This window comes from Macrococcus sp. CoH-51_TC_04 (assembly GCF_058188655.1).
Window position 1 is genome coordinate 70,106 of the sequence record NZ_JBVGOY010000007.1, and the last position, 25,272, is coordinate 95,377.

Sequence of the window (25,272 nt, forward strand, 5' to 3'; positions counted from 1 at the left end):
CCTTTCTCTTTAAAATCTTTTAGATAGCATAATCTTATAGGTGTAATTCATACTTTTTTGTAAACACGATATAAATTCATTAAGTTCTCCAATATTTTGCTCAAGACTATAATAGTACTCTAAAATTTGACTTTTTTCAGCAAATTCTATAATTAAATTAGATTTTTTCTTGACTGCATCTGTCGATAGACTATCACTATCTAATAATATAGTTTCCATAATCTTATCACTTGTATAATTTGTTGTATCTGGATTTGCTTCCAGTCCCCTCCAAAAATCTAAATAAGTAATATCCTCAGTAACAAATTTATGTATTATATAATAAAGATAAGATTCTGGTGATAAGTAACTAGGTAGAAATGCTATATTTTCTCTAACTTTAACTGGATTATAACCTTTGACTTGATCTGGATTTCCGATAAATTCCTTAATATTTATTTTACTATTCGTTTTAGCATCTCCATCTAATATTATCTGAACTGAATTAAAATAAGAATCTTTACTAGGAAGATTCTTGAGATGTCCTTCTCCTAATTCAACGGGTATAACTTTATATCTAGGTAATTTAACAGGGATTTTTAGACTTATAGCGGTATTAATTAATAATTCCATCAATTTTTGAGTCATATTGTCTTCACAATAAACCTTTAAAACTGGAGGTATAGGATTAGTTTGTTGAAATAAATCTGCTTTTAAAGTTTCATAATTATTTATTGTTGCCACAATAGGTGTTCTAGTACCTTTTAAATATACTAATTTATATTCACTAGGATTTTTATTATGCATAATTAAAATTTCTTTAATTATTGTTAACGAATGGGAACTTATTAATATTTGAAGCTTTAAATCATCAGCTAGAGCTGAGAGTAAACTTATTAATCTTATTTGTGCGGATGGATGTAAAGATGAATCAATTTCATCAATACATAGAATACCACCATTATATTCTTCAGATTGTGAAAGTGCGTAAAAGTCAACTAATGCAGTAATTATATTTCTCAAATTATCTTGGCCTATTGATTGTGTATTTGATTGAGTATTATTAATTTCCATATAAAAATCAGATCTTTTGGAACTTTCTTTTTTTATAACTTCCATTTGCTCTATATCATTAGAAATAGAGTTCGGAAATACATGATTATACCATTCTTTAAACTTTAAATTATAATTTCCTTGTATTATTTTTGTCGACTTTTTCAATACTGTAGTTTCTATTTCTGTCTCACCTATTGGGAATATTCTAGATAAACTTACGTATAAAGTTGGCATAGTTATTCTTGCTGCTGGGCCAACATTGTATTTTTCCTTTGCTTCTTTCTCTTTAAGTTTAACATTTCCCTTTTCAGTTGGCCATACATTTGTCCTTGGTATTATTCTTATCCCTCTGTTCGTTTTTGTATCATTTTTAAAACTTACACGTTTCGTAATAAAATCTTCATTAACCTTATATTTTATATATAATTTGTATTCTGGAAAATGCTCTTCATCATTTATATTGAAATAGTCTGAAAATTCAGGTTGGAATCTACCATCATTTAATCTTTTGGAGTTCGTTCCAGAACAAGAACTTATTATAGAAAGTAAGTTAGATTTTCCTACTCCATTTTGACCAGAAAACAATGTTATTTTAGAACCAAAATGTATTTCGTCAATTTCTATAAGTTTGCGAAATTTTTCTATATTAATACTATCTAATAAAAATCTCATTTGAGTCCCCTATTCTTTTAGTCAATTTAATTAGTAAATCATGAAAATTTTCAATGAGAATATTCATAATTTTTAACTTCTATACACCTAAATGTTTGCTCTCATAAACATCTTAAATTTAATTTTTAATTGCAATTATTGTTATATTAAACGACTCTAGTTTTAAATTCCAATAATAATTATTTGAATAACTCTAAATACAGTTGGAGAACACACATTTTTATCGTCCCATCCATATTTTATTTTCTAAATTTCATCTAACTCAAATTTAGGTAGTTGATTTAACAAATCTAGCGTCTCCATACTAACTGTTATAACTGAAAGTAACAAATTCAATATGTATTTAGGGTCATTACTAAACAAATTAGGATCATCTACAATCCCAGACTTCTTATCTGTTTTCACTTGATACTGATCCATAATCCACTCAATAGCTGATCTACCATTCACTATATACTCATAAGCAACTAAAGGGATATTTTCCACTTTAATATCTTCATTTACAATAATCACTGATTTGTCTTTTTTATCAAATTTCATCTTATTAACATAATAATTGTCTGATGTTTGTTTTATATTAATTATACTTAGAGGGATTTGATTTTCATAGTTAATATGAAGTTCTGACAATTTACGTCCAATATCAATATATTTATTTTTTTCTTTAACAATAGGGATTCTTGCCAAAGATTTATTTAAATCCGAACTATATCTATTTTTATATTCGTTATGGTGCAATAAAGCGTAAATATAATAGAATGCATCATCCTTATTTAACTTGAGAGAATCTGTACTCGCTCCATTAATATTAGAAAAGTTATTTTTAATGTTCTCATCTGTAAATTGATAAAACCCTCTACCTTTATCTAACAAATCATAATCAGGTATTCTATCAATCATTAAGGCTGAAAAGTCTTTTGATGCCCCAGGACCATTAGTAAATAATATCTTTTGGAAATCACCTATCTTTTCATAATGTCTAGGTCGGTGAATAATATCTCTATGCAGATATATCCATTTTTTAGTGAAAGGTCTAAATGTAACAAGTTTTAAATAGCTTTCTTTATCATCTTTTATTTGAATAACATTATTCTTCTGTAATTTCTTTTTTAAAACATCTGACCATTTTATAAAAGATTCATCATTATTTAACTTATTAATTTTATCTTCATCATTACTCAATCTTTGAACTTCATTGTTAAAGTTTTCAATCATTTTCTCTGCATGGTATTTTGTATTATCTTTTGAAAAACCAATTGTCCACCAATTTCTTCCCGTCTGAATACCCAGTGTATAATCATTAAAAATTGATTCTCCATCATTTTCGTACAGAGAAATATAATCTTGATATTTTTCATCTCTTTGATTTATCCAATCATTATTATCATCAGGTTGAATTGTTTTCCATTTCACACCAGCAATCGAACTATTATTTTTAATGATTTCAAGTTTTTCTTGTGTAGAAAGATAATCACCTATATCACAATACTTGATTTCGTGTTCATCACTTCCGTCTTTAACTAGAACTGTAATTGCTATTGGTGTTCTACTTCCAGAACCAAATATTTTCCCACCTTCTTTTCTAGACTTTTCACCTTGTGTTCGTTGATCACCTCGTAAATTATAAATATAAATATAGTTAAATTCTTCATAAATACATTTTCTAAATCCATCGAAACTTTGATTATCAATAAAAGCTCCGTTAGTTACAAAACTGATAATTCCTTTGCTTCCTATTCTATCTGTAGCCCATCTTATCGCTTGAACATATGAATCATACAATGCTTGCTTCAATTTCGCTTTAGAGTATTTGGAATAAGTTTCCTTAATTCTGTCTTCTAAAATAGGATATTTGATATTTTGATTATTATCATTTTCCGAGTCTTGTCCTACTGAATAGGGAGGGTTACCAATTATCGCTGTAATATTTTCTTTTAATTGTCTTTTAAGCCTTTCATCATTGCCAATAAAATATTCATCTATTGAATTTTCATCAACAGTACTTTCAAATGTATCTGTTAATACTATGCCTTCAAATGGTGCATATCCTTGTTCATCACCATTGATATCATCAAATGTTGCTTCAATATTAATTGCAGCAATATAATAACTTAACAATACAATTTCATTTGCATGTAATTCTTGTGTAAATTTACGTGTAATATCCGCTAATGAAATTTCTCCTTTTTTCATTTGTTCTTTTAAATATTCTAGGGTTCTCACAATAAATGTCCCAGTCCCTGTGAAAGGATCTAATATATGAACACTCTCACTTGCAAGATTTTTGCCAAAATGTTTCTCCAATGCAAGATCAACTGACTTTACTATAAAATCCACCACTTCTATAGGAGTGAATACAATACCTAATTTTTTTGTAGTTGAATTAAATGCCGTTTTAAAGAATTTATCATATAACGTTACAATTATTTTTTGTTTATCTTCTGCTTTCTCTACACCATCTGCTCTCATTTTTACAGACTCATATAAAGGTGCAAGATTTTCTTGTTCCTTCGCAAAACCAGCTTTCTCTAATTCTTGAACTATATTTTCCATAGCTGAAGATACTGGATTGTTATTTACAAAACTATACTCACTAAATAGTGCTTCGAAAATAGGTTTCGTGATTAAATGTTGTGATAACATTTCAGCAGCTTGATTTTCATCTATACTTTCATTGATATTATGTTGTAGAGAAGACACAAACTTTTTAAATTCTATTGAAATAGGATCATTTTTATCTTCTAATTTTGTTTTTATCCAACTAATTTGTCTTTGAGCTATTTTTGCTACATCAGCAGACCAATTCTCTAAGTATTTACGATTTCCTACTTTTTCAACGATTTTTCCGAATATTGCTTTTTCGTATTTATCCCATTGGAATTCTAATTGAGTATGTTCAAACTCTTTAGACTTTGGTGTATTAGTATCTGTAATATTATCTTCTAAGTCATTTTCTTTATCAGGTGCACTTCCAACCCCAATAACTTTCAACTGTTTTGGCTTAGCTATGTTTATTTTATCAACCATTGCTTCAAATCGTTCATCAACAGAACGTAATGCATTGATTATTTGCCATACTGCTTCATAGTGTTTATTGTTATCTAAAATCGTCTCTGGCTTTTCACCTGCTGGGATAACTATAGGTAATATGATATAGCCATAATCTTTATTTTCAGATTTACGCATAATACGCCCAACTGCTTGTACAATATCAACTTGAGATTTTTTAGGTGCTAAGAAAATAACAGCATCTAATGTTGGTACATCTATTCCTTCTGTTAAGAATCGTACGTTTGAAACTATTCGTGCTTCATCAGATGGTTTATTTGGATCTGCTAACCAATCCAATACTTCACCTTTTTGTAATGCATTCATTGTTCCATCTGCGTGTCTCATCGATAGCTTTTTAGATTGTTCTTCAATGTCTGCACCAATATATTCATTAACAACTTCTTCAAACTGATGTGATACTTTTTTAGAATCTTCGATTGTTCTTGTGAATGCAATCGCTCTTTCTAATGGGGCACCATCATATGGACTATTTTTAATCGGATTTTTATATCCATTTCTACGCATCATACCGTTCCAAATACCAATAATTCTACCCACATCATCAATATTCAAACCATTTTCAGGATCAGCTAACGTACGTTGCATATCTCTTTGAATAGCTGTTTCATCAACAGCTAATACCATTACTTTATAATCAGTTAATATACCTCGTGACACTGCTTGTCCAAAACCCATACGATAAATAACTTCACCATATTTTGATTCATCATCCATTGAAGAAAGTAAAATACTCTTATCTTTAGCATTTTTCTTAGCACTGTCCCCGTAAATCTTTGGTGTTGCTGTTTGATACATGCGTAGTTTTCCTTTTACATTTTCATTGTCATGAACTTTTGTAAATACACTAGCATCTTTATTCATTTCATGAGCACCAGTTGTTCTATGTGCTTCATCAGAAATAATTAAATCAAACTCTGGAAACCCTTCTTTTTGTGCTTTACCTATTACTTCAATACTTTGATATGTGCTGAATACGACAAACAAATCAGTACTTGATTCTTTTTCTTGAACATCATTCCAGTTTTTAAGCAACTGATCTTTAGAGGTTGTGGCTGGGTATCCAATATCTGTAGCTTTAATATCTTCTGTACCATCATCACCTCTTGAAGCATCTCTATCTGATGTAACTGCCATACTCGTCATAGTGTATTCAGTATCGTTATTCCAACCTCTTAATGTTTGCGTAAGCAATTGAATACTAGGTACTAAATAAAGAACTTTAAATTGTCGATTTGATTGTTTAGATAAAGCTTCAGCTATTTTTAAACTTGTGAATGTTTTACCAGTCCCTGGTGCCATGATTAACTGGCCACGATCTTTAGTTTTAAAGTAGCTAACAGCACTTTCTAAAGCATCAAGCTGATATGGACGTAATGATTTCGGTTGCTTGACCGTAGTTTGTTCTGGTCTTTCAAAACTGAAATCAGCCCAATTAATTTGTGAGTTTCTCAAATCTGATAACCCAATTATCTCTATTCCTTTTTCATTTTTATCAATCGTTGCTCTAGCATTACTATTCCATTCGTCAACAGTTGATATAATTAATCCTCTAGTATAATATGTTGACCCAAGTTCTGCGACGAAAGAATTAATTTCACTTTTACCTATTTTCCCTTTATTAAATTTCGCTTGTATAGCCACTAGGTCACCATTTTGTTGTTCGGCAACTAAATCTACACCTAAGTCTTTTTTAGAAATACTAAATTCTGAAGGTACATCCTTTAGTAACCATACATTTTTATAAAGATTTTTATATGTAGGTTCGTTTTTTAAATAGGCTAATACTAATCTTTCAAAAAGTGTTCCACGTTCTCTTTGAACATCTTGTGCTGTCTCATTAATTTGTCTAATTAAATTATCAAAACTAGATGCATTGTAATTTTCTTGTTTTTCCATGTCATACCTCCGTAAACATCTTTATTTAATTATCACATAGAAAGACATCAATAAAAATAAAAAACTGACTATACAAAGTCAGTTTTTTAAATCATTATTTGTTTTTCGGAAAGTCTTGTCAATCTTATAATTCTTAACACTTCTATAAATTATGTCTCATATTTGTATTTTATTCTTTTGCATACTCTAAAAAACTAAAATCAATTATTTCATCTCTACTTTTTCCTTGTACTTTCTCTGGCCACCATCCATATCTTTGATACTCTTTACCACCATCTAAAAAGATTACACCACATTTACACATAACATAATCATGTGTGTGCTTTGATTCAATTACATCATCGCAAATTTTACACTTTGCTATATTCCTTATTATTTTTTCCATTAAAATCCCTCGCTTTATTACTACATTAATTATACAGTAATTCATTTTCATAACTAAACCTAAATATTAAAATACTCATTCTCTGCTTTCAGTCTCATTTTATCTTCTATTGCATTTTCTACTAATTGTTTAGCAGCATTATAAGAAGTGGACAAATTTTCTGTGTATGAAAAGTTAGGAACTAATCCATGAGTATCTAATTGCATCGTCATCATTTCAATTAAGATACAAATATTTTTATCCATAATATTTAATTTTTTAATAGAGTTTTCTTGTTCATTTCCATTCTTTTTTTCAAAAACTAAATATCTAAACACTTCGTTCATACTTCTAAAATTATGTTCAGTTTTTATTCTGTGTAACTCTATATCAAGAATATCATCAACATACCACGTTCTTTTTCTTCCCATGTTTATACCTCCAACAATTTCTTAATTTCTTTTGTATAACCGTTAATTGCTTCCGTCTGTCTTTCAATTACTTCAATTAATTTATTATTACTTGTAGCGACATTTCTTAAAAGATCTTCAACTTCTTGTTCTTTCGTATCAAATCTTTGATGTATTAATGCCTTTTCTAATATGATATTTATTAATTTATTCTCAGAAATATTTTTATCATCACTGATTTCTTTGATTAAATATTCTATTAATGGGTCACTAATTCTAATCGTTTTTCTAGTCATGACTACATCTCCTATCTATTTATACATATAATAAAAGTATACTGTTTTATTCGGTATATTTATTTATGCCGTATACTCTTTAGCACCGTACATATATTCTAATTATACTTTCTTCACATGCTTGCTGTGTCTTAAGCATTTAGAAAAACAACTCGGCACTGCCGAGTTCATCACATTTTGACACTGTCAAAATAATAAGTGATGTCGTTTTTCCTTATGCTCATGTTTTCAAAAAATAAGTTTTTAATTTTTTTGTCCCGTTTGTCCCAAATTTCGGGACAACTGGGACAATAATTTTAGAAAGTTAAATTTTATATTCTCTTTCCAATCTTAAAATGTCTTCTTCAGTAATATAGAAACCTCGCTGCTGTCCGTAATATTTTTTATAATGAACTTTTTCTGTGGTCGTTCTATTTAATAATTTTTTTAGCCTTAAGTTGACCTTTTGAGTATAAGATTTATTTTCCAATCTATCATCTTTTAGCATTACTTCTCTAATCTCTTTAGCAGAAACTTTTTCTCTTCTTACTAAATATTTCAGTTCATGTGTCACTTCATCATAATCTTTTATATGTTTTCTTTTTTCTTCAAGCGATAATGTATCCCAATTTAATGGAACTCTCATTATTAAATATCTTGCTATCTCATTTTCAAGTTCATCAATTTCTTTAAAATCTTTTTGGTACTCTTCTAAATACTTTTTTTCTTCTTCTGATAAATGATTTGTCTCTCCTTCAAAAAAATATTCTTTAGCTTCTGCCCAAACCTGATCCACAATTTCCTGAGTTAAGTCGTGGATATTAAATTTTTTATTTTGGTTTACACCAACTCTAATTGGAATAAATCTTCTGTTTCCTGTTTCATCTTTTAAAAAAGTTTCTTCATTTGTTGTTCCAAAAAAAATACAATCTCTAATATGTCCTTTGCTTTCTCCTGCATATTTGTCACGATAAGTATCAGTAGTTGATGTTAATACTTGTTTAATTCTTTCAATATTTGAATTGTTATAAGCTGTTAGTTCTGATAGTTCAATAATCCATGACTTTGACATTTTAATATAAGCTTCGTCACCTTTGAATGAATCAAAACTATCATTAAACCATTTTCCTCCAAGCTTTTTTAATATTAGTGACTTGCCACACCCTTGTTCCCCAGAAAAAATAACTGTAGTATCATGAGCATGACCAGGTTTAAAAATTTTTGCTACTGCACCTATTAATGTTTTTTTAGTTACTGATTTTATAAATTCATTCTCTTCTGCATGTAAATAATTTATAAACAAAGTCTCTAATCTTTTTGTCCCATCCCATTCCAAACTGTCGAGATAGGTTTGTATAGGATGCGTATAATTTTTGACAGCTTCCAGTGTTACATAATCTTTTAACATCGATTTATCTTTAAATGAATAATAGAATTGAACATAAGTATTTAATAAACCTATATCTTTTTTAAAATCGAATATGTTTTCTATAACTCTTCTATTTTCATTCCAGGGTGCTTTCTTTAACAATATAATAGATTCTGTTCGTGCGTCTTTTCCGAACAATCCATTTAAATTCTGATCTTCGTTGAATATAACTTGTAAATTATAAATGCTTGATACAACATTACCTTTATCATTTTTATATAATTTATTTTTAATTTCATCATAATCGGTGTTATAATAATCAATGAACAAAGAAATCACCTTTTCTTAAATTATTTTGTCTGTTGTGCTCCAACACAACAGACATTTTTTATTTTCTTTTTTACTGCCGGCCATTTTATTTTTTATTTGATTCCATAAAGTTATCAATATCTTTCTTCCTTATCATCTGGATGCCTGAAACCTCAATTATGGGCAATCCATTTTCAACAAATTTTTTCAAAGTATTAAAACTCACTCCCAAATACTCAGCTGCTTGTTTTTTATTCATATAAACTTGAATATTTTTTTCCTCTTCTATTTGTTTAATAGTTTTATTTGCAATATTTTTTAAGATATCTTCAAAAACTTTCAATGTAGATTCCTCTAACTTTAAAGGTATATAGAATTGTTTATCCATATAATCACCTCCTCAATATTTACTTATAAGTAATATTTATATTTCTTATAAGTAAATATTAAATGAGTAATAGTATAATGTCAAATAATATCATATAAAAGTAATTCTAAATTTACTTAAATGTAAAAATAGTCTATTATATTACAAGAGGAGGTTTGAATATGATAAAGGTAAAGCTAAAAGATTTACTAAAAGAAAGAAATATGACTCTGAATGAGTTAAGTAAATTAACAAATATAAATCCAAAAACTTTAAGTTTTTTTCAAAATCAAAAAACAGAAAGTGTTCATTATGGTACTCTTGAAAAAATCTCACGTGCTTTAAATGTTGATCTACATGAAATTATTGAATTATCGCCTATAATCTTTAACTTAGAACCAATAGAACAGCAGATACATGATAATATTTCAAATTCCTATTCTTGCAAATTTAAATTGAACTCATTTATTGAATATGAAAAAGAAATAACAACCGATGAATTTGAAATAGGTCTAGAAGAAATCAATAGTCATTCTTTGTCTATAAATTATAATATTGACACTTTAGAAACTATAGGCGGAGATAAAAAAGTCTTCATTAATATTCTATCTATAGATATTCCATGCAATCAAAGTCCTATCAAATTAGATAAACTTACACTTTATCAACTAAGCTTATATAAAAACTTTTATTTTTCATTAGCATACTCGTTAACTGCAAACTTTTTTTTAAAAAGTAAAAATAGTTATACAATAGATGATAAATTTTATATCAACTATAAAGAGTTATTTATATCATTAAATTCTATAAATAGAGAATTCTACTCTAACCAATTAAGTAGTTATGATATGTATGATACTTACGAAATTTCTTTGATTGATTTTAAACACAGTAATTTTTCTGGAGATAATCAATATAAATACTGGAAATATAAAGTTTTTCCTAATATTACTTCTAGAAATTATAGCTATCGATTGTTTAATATCGAAATTAATGAAGATAGTAATGTAATCCTCTACTTCACTATTTAACCCCTTACTGCCGGCCAGCAAATAAGGAAGGGAAAATAATGACAAAAATTAAAGAAATAGTTTTAAAAAATGGAGAAAAACGTTATCAGTTCAATGTTTATTTAGGTATTGACAAAGTAACTGGTAAGAAGAAAAGAACAACAAGACGGTTTAGTAAAAAAAGAGATGCAGAAATTGAACTGCGTAAATTACAACTTCAAGGACTTGAAAACAATACCCAAAGTATACATAAGTATACTTATGAAGATGTTTATTTAATGTGGATTGAAAATCATAGAACTGAGATTAGAGGAACGACATTAGCTAGTAAAGAAAGTAAATTTAAAAGTAGGATATTGCCTAAATTCGGGCGAATCCCGATTAAAGAGATTTCTCGTGTATATTGCCAAACAGTAGTAAATGAATGGTCTAAAGAGATGAAAGCTTTTAATGATTATGTCATTCAAGCAAGATTAGTTTTCAATTATGCTATGAAACTTGAACTCATTGATAAGAATCCAATGGAATATATAACTCTTCCAAGCCGATTAGAAGATAAAGTATTTGTTGAGCAATCTCGCAAATTTTTAACTAAAGAAGAATTGAAACAATTTATGATCTATCTTGAAGAAGAGAATAAAACACAGAATACGTGTCTTTTTAGACTACTTGCTTTCACTGGAATGCGTAAAGGTGAAGTGCTTGCCTTACATTGGTCTGATATAAACTTTGTTAATAAAGATTTATACGTTAAAAAGACTCTAGCAAAAGTAAACAATAAACATGTATTACAACCACCTAAAACACGTGAGTCTCAAAGATGGATAGATATTGATAATCAAACCATCAGTAAACTTTTACAGTGGAAAGAAGAACAAAAACTTCAATATGAGGAATACGGTTTTTCAGTCGCTAGCGATAAAGAGCAACCTATTTTTTCAACTTACCATACTAGACTAAATGAAATGAAGTACATGCGTGTATCGACACCTAATGACAAATTAGAGGCATTCTTTAAACGTCATTCAGATCTTCATAAGATACACGTTCATGGCTTCAGACATACCCATGCTTCGCTATTATTCGAATCAGGTGCAACACTTAAAGAAGTACAAACTAGATTAGGTCACAGTGATATAAAGACGACAATGGACATTTATACACACATTACACAATCATCGAGAGAAAAGTTAGCTGAAAAATTCCAAAATCACATAAATTTTTAATATATAGTATGAACTTATTAAGTCCAGGGGTATTAACGGGGTATTATTCATGCACAAACCATATAAAAAAGCACTTCTCGAATAATTTCGAGAAGTGCTGTAAACGTTGATATAACAATGATATTAACGTTTTGAGAACTGTGGTGAACGACGAGCGCCTTTAAGACCTGGCTTTTTACGTTCTTTCATACGTGGGTCACGTGTTAACATACCCGCGCGTTTTAATGAACCACGGTATTCTGGATCTGCTTCTAATAAAGCACGTGAGATACCATGACGGATAGCTTGTGCTTGACCAGTTAATCCTCCACCATTAACGTTTACTAAAACATCGTAGTTACCTTTAGTTTCAGTGATATCGAATGGTTGGTTTAAGTCTAAAATTAATGATTCAAATGGTAGGTAGTCACGTACGTCACGTCCATTGATAGTGATGTTTCCTTCACCAGGAATTAAACGAACACGTGCTACTGAATGTTTACGACGGCCTGTGCCTTTATATTCAACTTGTGCCAATGTATTGTCCTCCTCTTAATTAACCACGTAACTCGTAGTTTTCAGGTTGTTGTGCTGTATGTGGATGCTCAGCTCCAGCATATACGTGTAACTTCTTGAACATTTTGTCTCCTAAAGAACCTTTAGGTAACATACCTTTGATTGAAGTTTCCATTAAACGCACTGGGTTTTTCTCGCGTAATTCACCAGCAGAGATTGATTTAATTCCGCCTGGGTGATTTGAGTGACGGTAGTAAATTTTGTCTTCTGGTTTGTTACCTGATAAGTAAATTTTCTCAGCGTTGATTAAAATCACGTGATCTCCACAGTCAACGTGTGGTGTGAATGTTGGTTTATGTTTACCGCGTAAGATTGATGCAACTTCAGATGAAAGGCGACCCATAGTCTTACCTTCAGCATCAATTACGTACCATTTGCGGTCAATGTTTGATTCGTTTGCCATGAATGTTTGACGCATAATATTTTCCTCCTAAAATAAAAAAAGTTCCCTCTAAATCCTGTCTATATATCTGTAACACAATAAGTTTCCGGGGCTTATTGTCGTGGTTGATATTAAACAATACCGTTGTTTATCTTATAACATTTTGGTGGTGTTTGTCAATGGTATTCCTATAATTTATGTGTTTATTTTTCATTTTTCGTTAAAGTTGTTCGTCGTTCATCGTATGTTTCTGGTTTTTAAAGATAGTGGCTGTACCTTGTGGTATATCTTGCTTTAATGTTTCAATGTCGAGATAGATTTTCTCCAAGTAGAGTCCTTCTGCCGGTGCGGTCTTGCCTGCTTTTGTTCGGTCTTGTGCCTGAATGATTGCAGGTATACTATCGCCATCTTTTTGTCCTGTGCCGACGTCGATTAAATACTGCACCATGATGCGTACCATGTTGTAGAGGAAGCCGCTTCCGATAACTAAGAAATCATAGCCTTCATGTGTTTCAGTTACTTCAAAGCGGTAAAGTGTGCGTTCTTTATTCTCTATTTCTGTCTTTGCTGAACAGAATGAGGTAAAGTCATGTGTCCCAAGAAAATGTTGTGCTGCGTCGTTCATTTTGTTAACGTCCAGCTTTGTTTTAATGTATGTCATCTGTCCTGTATACATCACGTTACGGTGTTCTGATACGTATACTTTATAGCGGTATGCTTTGCCGATACAGTCGTATCGTGAATGGAAATGTTCACTGATCTTCGTTACTTGTGTAATGTATATGTCGTCAGGTAATGCGGAATTAAAGGCATGCTGCCACTTTGATTCTGGGATTGAGAGTGGTGTATCAAAGTGGACGTATTGCATGCGCGCATGCACACCTTTGTCCGTACGTGATGACGGGTGTATTCGTACAAATTGTTTGTGCATGCGTTTTAATATGCGTTCTAACTCATATTGTACGGTGCGTCCTTCGTTTTGTATCTGAAATCCTTGAAAGTTCGCACCATTATATTGTAGTTGTAATAATATGCGTTCCATAATATGCTCCTAATTTTTTAAATAAAGGATGAGTAATGTTATCGGTATGAGTGTTAAGAGTGACAAGGTGTCATATGTATGCCAGTCGAGTTTACGATATTTCGTACGACCGACATCCCCTTTATACCCTCTCACTTCCATTGCGATGGCTAAATCTTCTGCGCGTTTGAATGCGGACACGAAGAGTGGTACAAGTAATGGTATTACCGCTTTGATACGCTCTTTAAGCGTTCCTGCTGTCATATCACTACCACGTGACATTTGTGCTTTCATCACTTTTTGTGTTTCATCCATAAGTGTCGGTATAAAACGCAGCGCAATACTCATCATCAGTGCCAGTTCATGAACCGGGAGTTTCAGCCTCTTAAACGGTTTAAGTATAGATTCTATTGCATCTGTGAGTGCAATCGGGCTCGTTGTCAGTGTCATAATCGTCGTTAAGAAGACAATGAGTATAAAGCGGAAACTGATCATAATCCCCATTATTACCCCTTGTGACTGAATGTTAATGATGCCGTAATCAACGAGTGTCGCACCTCCTTTTGTTAAGAAGACGTGCATGAGCAATGTAAAGATGAGTAAGAATAGTATTGGTTTTAATCCGTTGAACAAAAACATAAACGATAAGTTAGATGCCTTCAGTATGATGAATATCAGGATAATGCCTACTGCATAGGACTGCCAGTTATTCATCAAGAAAATTAAGATCATCATTATAAAGACGAAGATCATCTTCATGCGCGGGTCTAACCGATGCACAAAGCTCTGCAAAGGCACAAAGCGTCCGAGAATCATCTTATCAAGCATTGGATTCCCTCCAGTCCTTATACATATCTGCAAACGTTTCTATATTGAGTGCAAGCTTCGGAAACTTTATATTGTGTTTCGCTTCAACTTGTCGTTGCAAAGTAACAATATGTGGTGGATGGATATCATAATATGATAGATCTTTGCTGAATATTGCTTCAGGTGTCCCTTCCTCAACAACAGTGCCTTGATGCATAACATAAAGATAATCACAGCGGGCTGCCTGCTCCATCTGGTGGGTCACAAGGATAACAGTAATGTTTAATTCACGCTGTAATTGATGAAACATCTCCATAATTTCCTGCTGTCCTTTCGGGTCGAGCCCCGCAGTAGGTTCATCAAGAATCAGCACGTCCGGATTCATTGCAAGCACGCCCATTATCGCAATACGTCTCATTTGCCCTCCTGAGAGCTCAAACGGGCTCTTATTTAATATGGACTCTTCCATACCAAATTGTTTTACAAGCTCGTATGCACGTGCTTTAGCGTCTTCTGGTGCTACTCCGTAATTGAGCGGTCCGAACATAATATCTTTTAGCACAGTTTCTTCAAATAATTGCTGTTCAGCAAATTGAAAGACCATGCCAACTTTCTTACGGATCGGTTTTAAGTATTTATTCTTTGTCTTACCTGTAATGGTTAGTCCATCTATCGTAATACTACCTTCAGTTGGCTTAACGAGCGCATTGAAATGCTGAATAACAGTCGACTTTCCAGAGCCTGTGTGGCCGATTATGCCATAAAACATATGTGCTTCAATATGCATATCGATATTATAGAGGGCACGCACTTCAAATGGAGTCCCTTTTGAATAATAATAGCCTAAGTTATTTAATGTAATCGTCATAATTTGTTCAGCAGCTCCATTTCTGTAACAAACACATCTTCGTTAAAAATCAACCGATTCAGTTTCATCTCAAATGGCAGGTCAAGCCCTATATCGATTAAAGCCTCACTATGGGTATATATTTCTTCAGGTGTCCCACATAAAACAAGTGAACCTTTATTCATCACCAATATACGATCACTCTGAAGCGTTTCTTCTAGGTGATGCGTAATATGTATAACTGTTAAGTTCTTCTCACGTTGTAATTTACGAATCACTTCTAATATTTCTATTCTGCCCTCAGGATCTAGCATACTTGTCGCTTCATCTAATATAATAATATTTGGACTCAATGCAATGACACCTGCAATTGCAACACGTTGTTTCTGCCCGCCAGATAAGTGATGGGGTTCGTGTGTTAAATATGCACCCATATCGACATCATTCAGTGCATTCAAAACGCTTTTATGCATTTCATCGTAAGGAATACCATAGTTCTCCAGTCCAAACGCAACGTCATCTTCAACAGTTGCACCAACGAATTGATTATCTGGATTTTGAAACACGATTCCAACCTTTTCATGAACATCGCTAAATGTATCTTCAGTCACATTGATACCATTTATATAGACTTCACCTTCAGTGATTGGCATGATTGCACCCATAAGTTTAAGTAACGTCGACTTTCCAGATCCATTATGTCCTACGATGGATATCCATTCTCCATGTTCAATTGTAAAGGACACATCGTTCAGTACATATGGGCCATCTTCATAACGATAAGATAAATGATTTACTACGACAGCAGACTGCATATTATCACCTCGAATCTTTTTCATTAGTATAACATGCTATATTCTCTGTTAAACATCCATCAGACATTTAACACAAAAAATAGCTATATAAAACAAAAAACCCGGGATGCCAGGTTTAATGAAAAAAAGCGCGCACCCTGCCAGTTGAGTTCACGCAAGTGGTTATTCAATTTGGCAGGCTACTCTGAGCTAGACAATATCTGTGTGTGGCAAACATTATCGTTGCACTCATTTGCTTAAAGTGTGTGTATGTGTAAGATAAGTGAATCCATATTCTTGATAATTTACTGATTAAACTAATTCGATGATTACCATCTCTGAACCGTCTCCACGACGTGGTCCAACTTTCATAGTTCTAGTGTATCCACCTTGACGCTCAGTGTAACGTGGCGCGATATCAGTGAATAATTTTTGAATTGCGAATTGCGTAGTTTCATCTTCGTTTAAAATTTCAACACGACGTAATACAGTAGCTGCTTGACGACGCGCATGTAAATCTCCACGTTTACCTAAAGTAATTAATTTTTCTACGATTTTACGTAATTCTTTTGCACGCGCTTCAGTCGTTTCGATACGCTCGTTAACGATTAAAGAAGTTGCTAAGTCGCGTAACATTGCTTTACGTTGATCAGACGTACGTCCTAATTTTCTGTAACCCATGAATCGTAACCTCCTTTATCAGTCTTCTTTTCTTAATCCAAGACCTAAGTCTTCTAATTTGAACTTAACTTCTTCTAAAGACTTGCGTCCTAAGTTACGAACTTTCATCATATCAGCTTCTGATTTGTCAGCTAATTCCTGAACAGAATTAATACCTGCACGTTTCAGACAGTTATAAGAACGAACTGATAAATCAAGTTCTTCTATAGACATCTCTAGAACTTTTTCTTTGTGATCTTCTTCTTTTTCAATCATGATTTCAGCATTTTGTGCTTCATCAGTTAAATCAACGAAGATATTTAAATGTTCTGTCATAATCTTGGCACCTAAAGAAATTGCTTCTTGTGGTGTGATTGATCCGTCAGTCCATACATCTAATGTTAATTTGTCAAAGTTCGTACTTTGACCCACACGTGTATTCTCTACCTGGTAGTTTACACGTTCAACTGGTGTGTAGATTGAATCAACTGGAATAACCCCAATTGGTAAATCACTTGTGTTATTTTCTTCAGCTAAAGTGTAACCGCGTCCTGCATTTGCAATTAAACGCATTTTTAAGTGTCCACCTTTAGATACTGTTGCGATTTTTAAATCTGGATTTAAAATTTCAACATCGCTGTCGTGCATGATATCTTTAGCAGTAACGACACCTTCATCTTTAACATCGATTTCTAACGTTTTATCTTCATCAGAATAGATTTTAAGCGCTAGCTTCTTAATGTTCATGATAATTGATGTAACATCTTCAACTACGTTTTCAACCGCTGAAAATTCATGTAATACGCCTTCGATTTCAATGTTCTTAACAGCCGCACCTGGTAATGAAGATAATAAGATACGACGTAAGGAGTTTCCTAATGTTGTACCATAACCACGTTCTAACGGTTCAACTACGAATTTACCGAATTTAGAATCTTCACTAATTTCTACTGTCTCAATTCTAGGCTTTTCGATTTCAATCATTATATATCCTCCTTCAACAACGTCGAATAATTTTTTTAGTCCTATATACTATTATAAGTGTCCTTGATACTAATTGAAAATTATACGCGACGACGTTTCGGTGGACGACAACCGTTATGTGGAACTGGAGTAACGTCTTTAATTGCTGTAATTTCTAAACCAGCTGATTGTAACGCACGAATTGCTGCTTCACGACCTTGACCAGGTCCTTTAACAGTTACTTCTACAGTTTTTAAGCCATGTTCCATTGCTGCTTTAGAAGCAGTTTCTGAAGCCATTTGAGCTGCGAATGGTGTAGATTTACGAGAACCTCTGAAACCTAATGCACCAGCAGATGACCATGATAAAGCATTACCGAATTCATCAGTAATTGTTACGATTGTATTGTTGAATGTTGAACGGATGTGTGCAACACCGTTTTCAATATTCTTTTTCACTCTACGCTTACGTGATACTTGTTTACGTGCCATTTAGCTCACTCCTTTACTTTTTATTTCTTCTTGTTAGCCACAGTCTTAACTGGACCTTTACGAGTACGTGCATTGTTTTTAGTATTTTGTCCACGTGTTGGTAAACCACGACGGTGACGAATACCTCTATATGATGCAATCTCCATTAAACGTTTGATGTTTAAGTTCACTTCACGACGAAGATCCCCTTCTACTTTGTATCCATCAACGCTTTCACGGATTCTACCTAACTCGTCTTCTGTTAAATCGCGCACACGAGTATCTTCAGAAACGTTAGCTTCTGCTAGAATTTTTTGTGCCGAAGTTCTACCAATACCATAAATGTAAGTTAATGCGATAACTACGCGTTTCTCACGTGGTACGTCTACACCTGCGATACGTGCCATTTATTACACCTCCATTTTCTTATCCTTGTTTTTGTTTGTGTTTCGGATTTTCACAAATTACCATTACTTTACCTTTTCTGCGAATAACTTTACATTTTTCACAAATGGGTTTAACTGATGGTCTTACTTTCATGTTTCTTACCTCCTAATTTAATATTGGAGTTCTTATTATTTATAACGATACGTAATGCGTCCACGAGTTAAATCGTAGGGACTCATTTCTACTGTTACTTTGTCGCCAGGTAGAATACGGATATAGTTCATACGAATTTTACCGCTAACATGCGCTAAGATCTCATGACCATTTTCTAATTCTACTTTAAACATTGCATTTGGTAAAGTATCAAGTACAGTACCTTCTAATTCAATTACATCTTGTTTAGCCATTATCAAATTCCCCCTTTTTATCAAGATTCCGAAATTCGAGCGGTATATTTTTGCAAAACGTAACGTAATTTAGCGTCTGTTACAAAACCTGTTTCAGAAATACTCGATTTAATTTCAGGTGAGATAACATCACTTAGTATTAAATGCGACAGGTTCTTTTTCTTAGGATGTTTCATCTTCCGTTTATCTCCATCTGCAACAAGTACAAATCGTTGATCAATAATAGAAATAATTACTCCATATAGTCCTTTATCTTTGCCACGAGTTATCGTGACAATTTGACCAATGTTCGCTTGATTCAAACTGATCACATCCACGCTTGTATCTCACCAAAGAGGTGAATTCTAGGTAAACGATTAAAGCTTTTGTAAAACAGCTTCAACTTCAGCAGTAACATCCTTAATATCTTTCGAACCGTCAATATTAAATAATACACCTTGTTCAGTGTAAAAATCAACAAGTGGTTTCGTTTGTTTGATATTAACATCTAAACGATTTCGAACTGTTTCAGGATTGTCATCTGCACGTTGATATAATTTACCACCGTCGATATCACAGATACCTTCTACTTTAGGTGGATTAAATACTAAATGATAAGTTGTTCCACAAGTTTCACAAATGCGTCGTCCTGTCAGACGATTCATCAGCTCTTCTTCTTGAACGTCAATATTAACAACTGCTTCAATCTTGCGATCAGCTTCTGCTAACATGTCATTCAATGCAACAGCTTGTTCAACTGTTCTTGGAAAACCATCAAGTAAAAATCCGCGCTTAGCATCTTCTTCTAATAATCTTTCACGAACGATACCAATTGTCACTTCATCAGGAACAAGTTCACCGTTGTCCATAAAGCTTTTTGCCTTTTGTCCAAGTTCGGTGTTGTTCTTGATAGCAGCTCTAAACATATCTCCAGTAGAAATATGGGGAATCGGGTATTTCTTAATAATTTCACTCGCTTGAGTTCCTTTACCTGCTCCAGGTAAGCCCATTAAAATGATATTCATAAAATGCCCTCCAGACATTAACGTCTTTTGAATCCTCTATATTCACGCTGACCAAGTTGAGCTTTTAATTGTGCAATTGTTTCTAACGCTACCCCGATTACGATTAATAAACTTGTACCACCAATGCGTAGTGCCTGTGGTAGATTTAAGAAATCAGAAACGAGTAAAGGTAATACTGCAATTGCAGCTAAGAAAATTGACCCAACGAAAGTTAAGCGATAAAGAACTCTCGTAATATAGTTTTGTGTGTTCTTACCAGGACGAATACCTGGTACGTAACTACCTTGCTTTCTTAAATTATCTGCCATTTGTTCAGGATTAACCTGCACAAATGCATAAAAATAAGCAAATAAAATAATTAGTATCACATAAACAACCATACCAATTGGTTGTGCCGGATCAGAATGTGTCGCTAACGTCTTCGCCCACTCAGCTTTAGGGAACAATAACTGTAACGTCTTAGGTAGCATAAAGAATGCCATCGCGAAGATAACTGGAATAACACCTGCTGAATTTACTTTTAAAGGTAAAAAAGTAGCTTGTGGTGCTAAACGATTTGTCGTTGTTCTTTTTGCATATTGAATAGGAATCTTACGTATAGCTTGTAAGAAGAATACAGCGATTGCAGTTAAGATAATCATACCAACCAATATTCCGATTGCTTCTATAATCGCCATCGTCGTGTCATCAGCACCTACAAAACGTTGTTGATAATACTGAGTTAATGATGATGGAATAGATGATAGTATACCACCGAAGATAATAATTGAAATACCATTACCTACACCACGGACTGTAATTTGTTCTCCTAACCACATTAAGAATGCGGTACCAGCTGTTAATACAATAGCGATAAGTAGGAAGTTCCATACGTTTGAGTTGGTGATCAATTGACCTCCAAGCATATTGTTGAAACTATAGCTCATACCAAACCCTTGAATGAAAGCCAGTATAATCGTGAAGTAACGTGTAAACTGTGTTAGCTTTTTACGACCCACTTCACCTTGCTTTGACCATTCAGTAAATTTCGGGACGACATCCATCTGTAATAACTGAACTACGATTGATGCAGTGATATAAGGCATAATCCCCATCGCGAGTATTGAGAAGTTTTTAAGTGCACCACCACCAAAGGTATTGAACAAGTCAGTGATACCTTTGTTGGTTTGACTTTCAAATGCTGATGGATTAACACCAGGCACCGGAATATAAGTTCCGATTTTAAAGATAATTAACATTGCGAGTGTAAACATGATCTTGCTACGAATTTCTTTAGTTCTAAAGAAATTGATAAATGTTCTGAACATTAGATCACCTCAGTTGTTCCGCCCTTACCTTCGATTGCTTCTTTAGCAGAAGCTGAGAATTTGTGAGCTTTTACTGTTAATTTCTTAGATAATTCACCGTTTCCTAATACTTTGATTCCAGATTTTTCGTTAGAAACAACACCTGTTTCAATTAATAATGCTGGAGTAATCTCTGTACCATCTTCGAAACGATTTAATTGATCTAAGTTAACAATCGCATAGTCTTTACGGTTGATGTTAGTAAATCCACGTTTTGGTAAACGACGGAATAAAGGTAATTGTCCACCTTCGAAACCTAAGCGTACGCCTCCACCTGAACGAGCCTTTTGCCCTTTGTGTCCACGACCACTTGTTTTACCATTACCTGAAGCCATACCACGACCAACGCGGTTGCGTTCTTTACGAGCACCTTCAACTGGTTTCATTTCATGTAATTTCATTTCGGCACCTCCTTTTATTGATAATTATATTATAATTCTTTAACTGTCACTAAGTGACTTACTTTGTTAATTTGCCCACGAATCGCAGGGTTGTCTTCAACTTCTACTGATGAATGCATCTTAGTTAAACCAAGAGCTTTAACAGTTTTACGTTGTGTCTCAGGACGACCGATGATACTACGAGTGAGGGTGATTTGAATTTTAGCCATTTTGAATGCCCTCCTTAATTGTATAATTCTTCGACTGATTTACCACGTAATTTTGCAACATCTTCAGCAACTTTAAGTTCTTTTAAACCTTCAACAGTAGCGCGAACCATGTTGATTGGTGTGTTAGATCCTAAAGATTTAGAAAGAATGTCAGTAATACCTGCTAATTCTAACACGGCACGGACTGGTCCACCAGCGATAACTCCTGTACCAGGTGCTGCCGGCTTAATTAATACGCTTCCTGCACCAAATCTTCCTGTAACTTCGTGAGGTGTAGTACCTTTCACACGAGGAACAGTGATTAAGTTTTTCTTAGCATCTTCAATTGCTTTCTTAATTGCTTCTGGTACTTCTTGAGCTTTACCAGTACCGAAACCAACGCGACCATTTTTGTCACCGACAACAACTAAAGCAGTGAAACGCATACGACGTCCACCCTTAACAACTTTAGATACACGGTTGATCGTTACTACGCGTTCTTCAAATTCTTTAACTTCTTTTTCACGACGCATTAAGAGTTCCTCCTTTTATTAAAATTCTAGACCGTTTTCACGAGCTGCATCAGCTAATGCTTTCACACGTCCATGGAATAAGTATCCTCCACGGTCAAATACAACTGCTTTAACGCCTTTTTCAACTGCTAACTTTGCTACTGCTTCGCCAACTTTAGCTGCAGCTTCTACGTTAGAAGTTGTTTCAAGTCCTAAGTTTTTATCTTGTGTTGATGCTTGAGCTAAAGTTACACCTTTAACGTCATCAATCACTTGTGCATAGATGTGTTTGTTTGAACGATATACGTTTAAACGTGGACGCTCAGTAGTTCCAGCTAATCTGCTACGTACACGAGCGTGTCTTTTCATACGCACTTTATTCTTATCGATTTTAGTGATCATGAATATTCTCCTTTCCTATTTTAGAGATTACTTACCAGTTTTACCTTCTTTACGACGAACATATTCGCCTTCGTAACGAACCCCTTTACCTTTGTAAGGCTCTGGTGGACGAGTAGCACGGATGTTTGAAGCAATTGCTCCAACACGCTCTTTAGAAATACCTTCAACTTTTACTTTCGTGTTTTTATCTACTGATAAAGTAATGCCTTCTTCAGCCACGATTTCGATAGGATGAGAGTATCCAACGTTAAGGATTAAGTTTTTACCTTGCATTTGTGCACGGTAACCAACCCCGATTAATTCTAAGTTCTTTTCGAATCCTTTAGAAACACCTTCAACCATGTTTGCGATTAAAGCACGAGTAGTTCCGTGGATTGTTTTATGAGCTTTAGAATCAGATGGACGAACTACTTCTAAAGTATTGTCTTCTAATTTATATGTCATTTCTTCGTTAAATGTACGCGTTAATTCACCTTTAGGTCCTTTAACTGTAACAGTATTACCGTCGATTTTAATTTCAACACCACTTGGGATGTCAATAATCTTTTTACCAACACGACTCATTTGTCGGCACCTCCTTCTTTAATTAATTCTTACCAGATGTAAGCTAATACTTCTCCACCAATATTACGTTGACGCGCTTCTTTATCAGTTAATACACCTTCAGAAGTTGAAACTAATGCAATACCTAAACCATTTAAGACTTTTGGTAATTCATCAGCTTTAGCGTAAACACGTAAACCAGGTTTTGAAATACGTTTTAAACCAGTGATAACACGTTCGTTGTTAGCACCGTATTTTAAGAACATACGGATAACACCTTGTTTGTCATCTTCGATATATTCAACACTTTTTACGAATCCTTCACGTTTAAGGATTTCAGCAATTTCTTTTTTGATGTTTGATGCAGGTAATTCTAATTTCTCGTGACGTACCATGTTTGCGTTACGTACGCGAGTTAGCATATCTGCGATTGGATCTGACATAGTCATTTAAAATATCCTCCTTTCAGGTTTGAATTTTACCAGCTTGCTTTTTTAACGCCAGGTATCTGACCTTTATAAGCTAATTCACGGAAACAAATACGGCAAAGTTTGAATTTGCGTATTACTGAGTGCGGACGTCCGCAACGTTCACAACGAGTATATTCTTGTACTTTAAACTTTTGTTTACGCTGTTGTTTAGCGATCATTGATTTTTTAGCCACTAAATTTAGCCTCCTTTTATATTAGAGATTACTTTTGAAATGGCATACCGAATTGTGTTAACAATTCACGAGCTTCCTCGTCAGTGTTAGCAGTCGTTACGATAACAATATCCATTCCACGTGTTTTACTTACTTTATCATAATCGATTTCAGGGAAAATTAATTGTTCTTTTACACCTAATGTGTAGTTACCGCGACCATCAAACGCTTTGTTTGAAATACCACGGAAGTCACGTACACGAGGTAATGAAACGTTAACTAATTTATCAAAGAATTCATACATTCTTTCGCCACGTAAAGTAACTTTAGCCCCAATAGGCATACCTTCACGTAAACGGAATGTTGCGATTGATTTTTTTGCTTTAGTAACCATTGGTTTTTGACCTGTGATTGCTTGTAGTTCTTCAACTGCTGAGTCTAAAACTTTAGAGTTTTGAACTGCATCACCGATACCCATGTTTACTACGATTTTTTCAATTTTTGGCACTTCCATGATTGATGAGTATTCAAACTTTTTCATCATTTCAGGAGTGATTTCATTTAAGAATTTTTCTTTTAAACGTGTCAATGTGAGAACCTCCTTCCAGATAATTATTTAATGATTTCTCCAGATTTCTTTGCTACACGTACTTTTTTACCGTCTTCTATCTTTGTACCAACACGTGTTGGTTTGTTTGTCTTTGGATCTAATAACATAACATTTGAAACATGAATTGCAGCTTCGAATTCTGTGATGCCGCCTTCAGGATTCATTTGAGTAGGTTTTTGGTGTTTTTTTACGATGTTAACACCTTCAACAACTACGCGATCTCTTTTAGGAAGTGCTTCAATTACAGTTCCTGTTTTACCTTTATCTTTACCTGTGATAACGATAACTTTGTCGCCTTTTTTAATATGCATGTCGTAGACACCTC

General features: G+C 33.3%; 33 protein-coding genes. 2 read left to right on the top strand and 31 right to left on the bottom strand.

Features of this window, described 5'->3' with window-relative positions; translation table 11 throughout:
• Nucleotides 1-9: 9 nt before the first annotated feature.
• From ACZ2V4_RS07900 to ACZ2V4_RS07930, 7 genes are all read right to left on the bottom strand, one after another.
• Entirely contained in the window at nt 10-1,707 is a 1,698-nt protein-coding gene (locus ACZ2V4_RS07900; protein ID WP_490513148.1) for an AAA family ATPase, read from the bottom strand.
• Nucleotides 1,708-1,953: 246 nt separating this feature from the next.
• On the bottom strand, nt 1,954-6,675 hold the full coding sequence (locus ACZ2V4_RS07905; protein WP_490514714.1) for a DEAD/DEAH box helicase: 4,722 nt from the start codon (nt 6,673-6,675) through the stop codon (nt 1,954-1,956).
• 169 nt (nt 6,676-6,844) lie between these two features.
• Nucleotides 6,845-7,060 (bottom strand): DUF7695 domain-containing protein, encoded by a 216-nt coding sequence (locus ACZ2V4_RS07910; protein ID WP_490513150.1) that lies wholly within the window; start codon nt 7,058-7,060, stop codon nt 6,845-6,847.
• A 59-nt stretch (nt 7,061-7,119) separates the two neighbouring features.
• A complete protein-coding gene (locus ACZ2V4_RS07915) occupies nt 7,120-7,470 on the bottom strand; it encodes a hypothetical protein (protein ID WP_490513151.1) in 351 nt (116 codons plus the stop codon).
• 2 nt (nt 7,471-7,472) lie between these two features.
• Nucleotides 7,473-7,745 (bottom strand): hypothetical protein, encoded by a 273-nt coding sequence (locus tag ACZ2V4_RS07920; protein ID WP_076687961.1) that lies wholly within the window; start codon nt 7,743-7,745, stop codon nt 7,473-7,475.
• A gap of 304 nt (nt 7,746-8,049) precedes the next feature.
• Nucleotides 8,050-9,423 (bottom strand): VapE domain-containing protein, encoded by a 1,374-nt coding sequence (locus ACZ2V4_RS07925; protein ID WP_101143849.1) that lies wholly within the window; start codon nt 9,421-9,423, stop codon nt 8,050-8,052.
• An 85-nt stretch (nt 9,424-9,508) separates the two neighbouring features.
• Entirely contained in the window at nt 9,509-9,790 is a 282-nt protein-coding gene (locus tag ACZ2V4_RS07930) for a helix-turn-helix domain-containing protein (protein ID WP_101143848.1), read from the bottom strand.
• Nucleotides 9,791-9,951: 161 nt separating this feature from the next.
• Here ACZ2V4_RS07930 and ACZ2V4_RS07935 point away from each other — a divergent pair, with 161 nt between their 5' ends.
• Nucleotides 9,952-10,800, top strand: coding sequence for a helix-turn-helix domain-containing protein (locus tag ACZ2V4_RS07935; protein WP_076687793.1), 849 nt, complete (start codon nt 9,952-9,954; stop codon nt 10,798-10,800).
• 38 nt (nt 10,801-10,838) lie between these two features.
• On the top strand, nt 10,839-12,005 hold the full coding sequence (locus ACZ2V4_RS07940; RefSeq protein WP_490513153.1) for a tyrosine-type recombinase/integrase: 1,167 nt from the start codon (nt 10,839-10,841) through the stop codon (nt 12,003-12,005).
• Between the two features lie 123 nt (nt 12,006-12,128).
• Here ACZ2V4_RS07940 and rpsI read toward each other — a convergent pair whose 3' ends face one another.
• From rpsI to rplX, 24 genes are all read right to left on the bottom strand, one after another.
• Nucleotides 12,129-12,521, bottom strand: a complete 393-nt coding sequence (gene rpsI, locus ACZ2V4_RS07945) for a 30S ribosomal protein S9 (RefSeq protein ID WP_012656136.1) — start codon at nt 12,519-12,521, stop codon at nt 12,129-12,131.
• A gap of 19 nt (nt 12,522-12,540) precedes the next feature.
• Nucleotides 12,541-12,978: a 50S ribosomal protein L13 gene (gene rplM / locus ACZ2V4_RS07950; protein ID WP_219493668.1), complete on the bottom strand. Its 438-nt coding sequence runs from the start codon at nt 12,976-12,978 to the stop codon at nt 12,541-12,543.
• A gap of 184 nt (nt 12,979-13,162) precedes the next feature.
• Nucleotides 13,163-13,984: a tRNA pseudouridine(38-40) synthase TruA gene (truA, locus tag ACZ2V4_RS07955; protein WP_490514715.1), complete on the bottom strand. Its 822-nt coding sequence runs from the start codon at nt 13,982-13,984 to the stop codon at nt 13,163-13,165.
• A 9-nt stretch (nt 13,985-13,993) separates the two neighbouring features.
• Nucleotides 13,994-14,791 (bottom strand): energy-coupling factor transporter transmembrane component T family protein, encoded by a 798-nt coding sequence (locus tag ACZ2V4_RS07960; RefSeq protein ID WP_490514716.1) that lies wholly within the window; start codon nt 14,789-14,791, stop codon nt 13,994-13,996.
• The gene (locus ACZ2V4_RS07965; protein ID WP_420496313.1) at nt 14,784-15,638 is read right to left on the bottom strand and encodes an energy-coupling factor transporter ATPase; all 855 of its coding nucleotides are present in this window, start codon (nt 15,636-15,638) and stop codon (nt 14,784-14,786) included. The genes ACZ2V4_RS07960 and ACZ2V4_RS07965 overlap by 8 nt, the downstream gene beginning before the upstream one ends.
• The gene (locus ACZ2V4_RS07970; RefSeq protein ID WP_283722253.1) at nt 15,635-16,456 is read right to left on the bottom strand and encodes an energy-coupling factor transporter ATPase; all 822 of its coding nucleotides are present in this window, start codon (nt 16,454-16,456) and stop codon (nt 15,635-15,637) included. Before ACZ2V4_RS07970 ends, ACZ2V4_RS07965 begins: the two co-directional genes overlap by 4 nt.
• Before the next feature lie 267 nt (nt 16,457-16,723).
• Complete coding sequence (rplQ, locus tag ACZ2V4_RS07975; protein ID WP_012656130.1) at nt 16,724-17,092, bottom strand: 50S ribosomal protein L17; 369 nt, start codon at nt 17,090-17,092, stop codon at nt 16,724-16,726.
• An 18-nt stretch (nt 17,093-17,110) separates the two neighbouring features.
• A complete protein-coding gene (locus ACZ2V4_RS07980; RefSeq protein WP_219493664.1) occupies nt 17,111-18,055 on the bottom strand; it encodes a DNA-directed RNA polymerase subunit alpha in 945 nt (314 codons plus the stop codon).
• 80 nt (nt 18,056-18,135) lie between these two features.
• Nucleotides 18,136-18,525, bottom strand: a complete 390-nt coding sequence (gene rpsK, locus ACZ2V4_RS07985) for a 30S ribosomal protein S11 (protein WP_012656128.1) — start codon at nt 18,523-18,525, stop codon at nt 18,136-18,138.
• 20 nt (nt 18,526-18,545) lie between these two features.
• Nucleotides 18,546-18,911, bottom strand: a complete 366-nt coding sequence (gene rpsM, locus ACZ2V4_RS07990) for a 30S ribosomal protein S13 (RefSeq protein ID WP_219493663.1) — start codon at nt 18,909-18,911, stop codon at nt 18,546-18,548.
• Between the two features lie 19 nt (nt 18,912-18,930).
• Nucleotides 18,931-19,044, bottom strand: coding sequence for a 50S ribosomal protein L36 (gene rpmJ / locus ACZ2V4_RS07995; RefSeq protein ID WP_003156543.1), 114 nt, complete (start codon nt 19,042-19,044; stop codon nt 18,931-18,933).
• A gap of 35 nt (nt 19,045-19,079) precedes the next feature.
• Nucleotides 19,080-19,298, bottom strand: a complete 219-nt coding sequence (infA, locus tag ACZ2V4_RS08000; protein WP_001118443.1) for a translation initiation factor IF-1 — start codon at nt 19,296-19,298, stop codon at nt 19,080-19,082.
• Nucleotides 19,299-19,318: 20 nt separating this feature from the next.
• A complete protein-coding gene (locus ACZ2V4_RS08005) occupies nt 19,319-19,600 on the bottom strand; it encodes a KOW domain-containing RNA-binding protein (protein WP_241427469.1) in 282 nt (93 codons plus the stop codon).
• A 54-nt stretch (nt 19,601-19,654) separates the two neighbouring features.
• Nucleotides 19,655-20,302 carry an adenylate kinase gene (locus tag ACZ2V4_RS08010; RefSeq protein WP_219493662.1) on the bottom strand — a complete coding sequence of 216 codons (648 nt, stop codon included), beginning with the start codon at nt 20,300-20,302 and terminating at the stop codon, nt 19,655-19,657.
• A 17-nt stretch (nt 20,303-20,319) separates the two neighbouring features.
• Nucleotides 20,320-21,609: a preprotein translocase subunit SecY gene (gene secY, locus ACZ2V4_RS08015; protein ID WP_219493660.1), complete on the bottom strand. Its 1,290-nt coding sequence runs from the start codon at nt 21,607-21,609 to the stop codon at nt 20,320-20,322.
• Entirely contained in the window at nt 21,609-22,049 is a 441-nt protein-coding gene (gene rplO / locus ACZ2V4_RS08020) for a 50S ribosomal protein L15 (RefSeq protein ID WP_086037937.1), read from the bottom strand. The genes secY and rplO overlap by 1 nt, the downstream gene beginning before the upstream one ends.
• Nucleotides 22,050-22,078: 29 nt before the next feature.
• On the bottom strand, nt 22,079-22,258 hold the full coding sequence (gene rpmD, locus ACZ2V4_RS08025) for a 50S ribosomal protein L30 (RefSeq protein WP_012656123.1): 180 nt from the start codon (nt 22,256-22,258) through the stop codon (nt 22,079-22,081).
• Between the two features lie 14 nt (nt 22,259-22,272).
• Nucleotides 22,273-22,770 carry a 30S ribosomal protein S5 gene (gene rpsE, locus ACZ2V4_RS08030; RefSeq protein ID WP_012656122.1) on the bottom strand — a complete coding sequence of 166 codons (498 nt, stop codon included), beginning with the start codon at nt 22,768-22,770 and terminating at the stop codon, nt 22,273-22,275.
• An 18-nt stretch (nt 22,771-22,788) separates the two neighbouring features.
• Nucleotides 22,789-23,151, bottom strand: coding sequence for a 50S ribosomal protein L18 (gene rplR, locus ACZ2V4_RS08035; RefSeq protein WP_086041704.1), 363 nt, complete (start codon nt 23,149-23,151; stop codon nt 22,789-22,791).
• A gap of 27 nt (nt 23,152-23,178) precedes the next feature.
• Nucleotides 23,179-23,715, bottom strand: coding sequence for a 50S ribosomal protein L6 (gene rplF / locus ACZ2V4_RS08040; RefSeq protein ID WP_219493657.1), 537 nt, complete (start codon nt 23,713-23,715; stop codon nt 23,179-23,181).
• 29 nt (nt 23,716-23,744) lie between these two features.
• The gene (rpsH, locus tag ACZ2V4_RS08045; RefSeq protein WP_012656119.1) at nt 23,745-24,143 is read right to left on the bottom strand and encodes a 30S ribosomal protein S8; all 399 of its coding nucleotides are present in this window, start codon (nt 24,141-24,143) and stop codon (nt 23,745-23,747) included.
• 29 nt (nt 24,144-24,172) lie between these two features.
• Nucleotides 24,173-24,358, bottom strand: coding sequence for a 30S ribosomal protein S14 (rpsN, locus tag ACZ2V4_RS08050; RefSeq protein ID WP_008356542.1), 186 nt, complete (start codon nt 24,356-24,358; stop codon nt 24,173-24,175).
• A gap of 28 nt (nt 24,359-24,386) precedes the next feature.
• Nucleotides 24,387-24,926 carry a 50S ribosomal protein L5 gene (rplE, locus tag ACZ2V4_RS08055; RefSeq protein WP_012656118.1) on the bottom strand — a complete coding sequence of 180 codons (540 nt, stop codon included), beginning with the start codon at nt 24,924-24,926 and terminating at the stop codon, nt 24,387-24,389.
• A gap of 23 nt (nt 24,927-24,949) precedes the next feature.
• Nucleotides 24,950-25,258 (bottom strand): 50S ribosomal protein L24, encoded by a 309-nt coding sequence (rplX, locus tag ACZ2V4_RS08060; protein ID WP_012656117.1) that lies wholly within the window; start codon nt 25,256-25,258, stop codon nt 24,950-24,952.
• Between the last annotated feature and the right edge of the window lie 14 nt (nt 25,259-25,272).

Excerpts from the sequence above, each read along its gene's own strand:
- ACZ2V4_RS07900 (WP_490513148.1), bottom strand. The coding sequence starts at position 1,707 with ATGAGATTTTTATTAGATAGTATTAATATAGAAAAATTTCGCAAACTT.
- ACZ2V4_RS07905 (WP_490514714.1), bottom strand. The coding sequence starts at position 6,675 with ATGGAAAAACAAGAAAATTACAATGCATCTAGTTTTGATAATTTAATT.
- ACZ2V4_RS07910 (WP_490513150.1), bottom strand. The coding sequence starts at position 7,060 with ATGGAAAAAATAATAAGGAATATAGCAAAGTGTAAAATTTGCGATGAT.
- ACZ2V4_RS07915 (WP_490513151.1), bottom strand. The coding sequence starts at position 7,470 with ATGGGAAGAAAAAGAACGTGGTATGTTGATGATATTCTTGATATAGAG.
- ACZ2V4_RS07920 (WP_076687961.1), bottom strand. The coding sequence starts at position 7,745 with ATGACTAGAAAAACGATTAGAATTAGTGACCCATTAATAGAATATTTA.
- ACZ2V4_RS07930 (WP_101143848.1), bottom strand. The coding sequence starts at position 9,790 with ATGGATAAACAATTCTATATACCTTTAAAGTTAGAGGAATCTACATTG.
- ACZ2V4_RS07935 (WP_076687793.1), top strand. The coding sequence starts at position 9,952 with ATGATAAAGGTAAAGCTAAAAGATTTACTAAAAGAAAGAAATATGACT.
- ACZ2V4_RS07940 (WP_490513153.1), top strand. The coding sequence starts at position 10,839 with ATGACAAAAATTAAAGAAATAGTTTTAAAAAATGGAGAAAAACGTTAT.
- rplM (WP_219493668.1), bottom strand. The coding sequence starts at position 12,978 with ATGCGTCAAACATTCATGGCAAACGAATCAAACATTGACCGCAAATGG.
- truA (WP_490514715.1), bottom strand. The coding sequence starts at position 13,984 with ATGGAACGCATATTATTACAACTACAATATAATGGTGCGAACTTTCAA.
- ACZ2V4_RS07960 (WP_490514716.1), bottom strand. The coding sequence starts at position 14,791 with ATGCTTGATAAGATGATTCTCGGACGCTTTGTGCCTTTGCAGAGCTTT.
- ACZ2V4_RS07965 (WP_420496313.1), bottom strand. The coding sequence starts at position 15,638 with ATGACGATTACATTAAATAACTTAGGCTATTATTATTCAAAAGGGACT.
- ACZ2V4_RS07970 (WP_283722253.1), bottom strand. The coding sequence starts at position 16,456 with ATGAAAAAGATTCGAGGTGATAATATGCAGTCTGCTGTCGTAGTAAAT.
- rplQ (WP_012656130.1), bottom strand. The coding sequence starts at position 17,092 with ATGGGTTACAGAAAATTAGGACGTACGTCTGATCAACGTAAAGCAATG.
- ACZ2V4_RS07980 (WP_219493664.1), bottom strand. The coding sequence starts at position 18,055 with ATGATTGAAATCGAAAAGCCTAGAATTGAGACAGTAGAAATTAGTGAA.
- rpsK (WP_012656128.1), bottom strand. The coding sequence starts at position 18,525 with ATGGCACGTAAACAAGTATCACGTAAGCGTAGAGTGAAAAAGAATATT.
- rpsM (WP_219493663.1), bottom strand. The coding sequence starts at position 18,911 with ATGGCACGTATCGCAGGTGTAGACGTACCACGTGAGAAACGCGTAGTT.
- rpmJ (WP_003156543.1), bottom strand. The coding sequence starts at position 19,044 with ATGAAAGTAAGACCATCAGTTAAACCCATTTGTGAAAAATGTAAAGTT.
- infA (WP_001118443.1), bottom strand. The coding sequence starts at position 19,298 with ATGGCTAAACAAGATGTAATTGAATTAGAAGGTACTGTACTTGATACT.
- ACZ2V4_RS08010 (WP_219493662.1), bottom strand. The coding sequence starts at position 20,302 with ATGAATATCATTTTAATGGGCTTACCTGGAGCAGGTAAAGGAACTCAA.
- secY (WP_219493660.1), bottom strand. The coding sequence starts at position 21,609 with ATGTTCAGAACATTTATCAATTTCTTTAGAACTAAAGAAATTCGTAGC.
- rplO (WP_086037937.1), bottom strand. The coding sequence starts at position 22,049 with ATGAAATTACATGAAATGAAACCAGTTGAAGGTGCTCGTAAAGAACGC.
- rpmD (WP_012656123.1), bottom strand. The coding sequence starts at position 22,258 with ATGGCTAAAATTCAAATCACCCTCACTCGTAGTATCATCGGTCGTCCT.
- rpsE (WP_012656122.1), bottom strand. The coding sequence starts at position 22,770 with ATGCGTCGTGAAAAAGAAGTTAAAGAATTTGAAGAACGCGTAGTAACG.
- rplR (WP_086041704.1), bottom strand. The coding sequence starts at position 23,151 with ATGATCACTAAAATCGATAAGAATAAAGTGCGTATGAAAAGACACGCT.
- rplF (WP_219493657.1), bottom strand. The coding sequence starts at position 23,715 with ATGAGTCGTGTTGGTAAAAAGATTATTGACATCCCAAGTGGTGTTGAA.
- rpsH (WP_012656119.1), bottom strand. The coding sequence starts at position 24,143 with ATGACTATGTCAGATCCAATCGCAGATATGCTAACTCGCGTACGTAAC.
- rplX (WP_012656117.1), bottom strand. The coding sequence starts at position 25,258 with ATGCATATTAAAAAAGGCGACAAAGTTATCGTTATCACAGGTAAAGAT.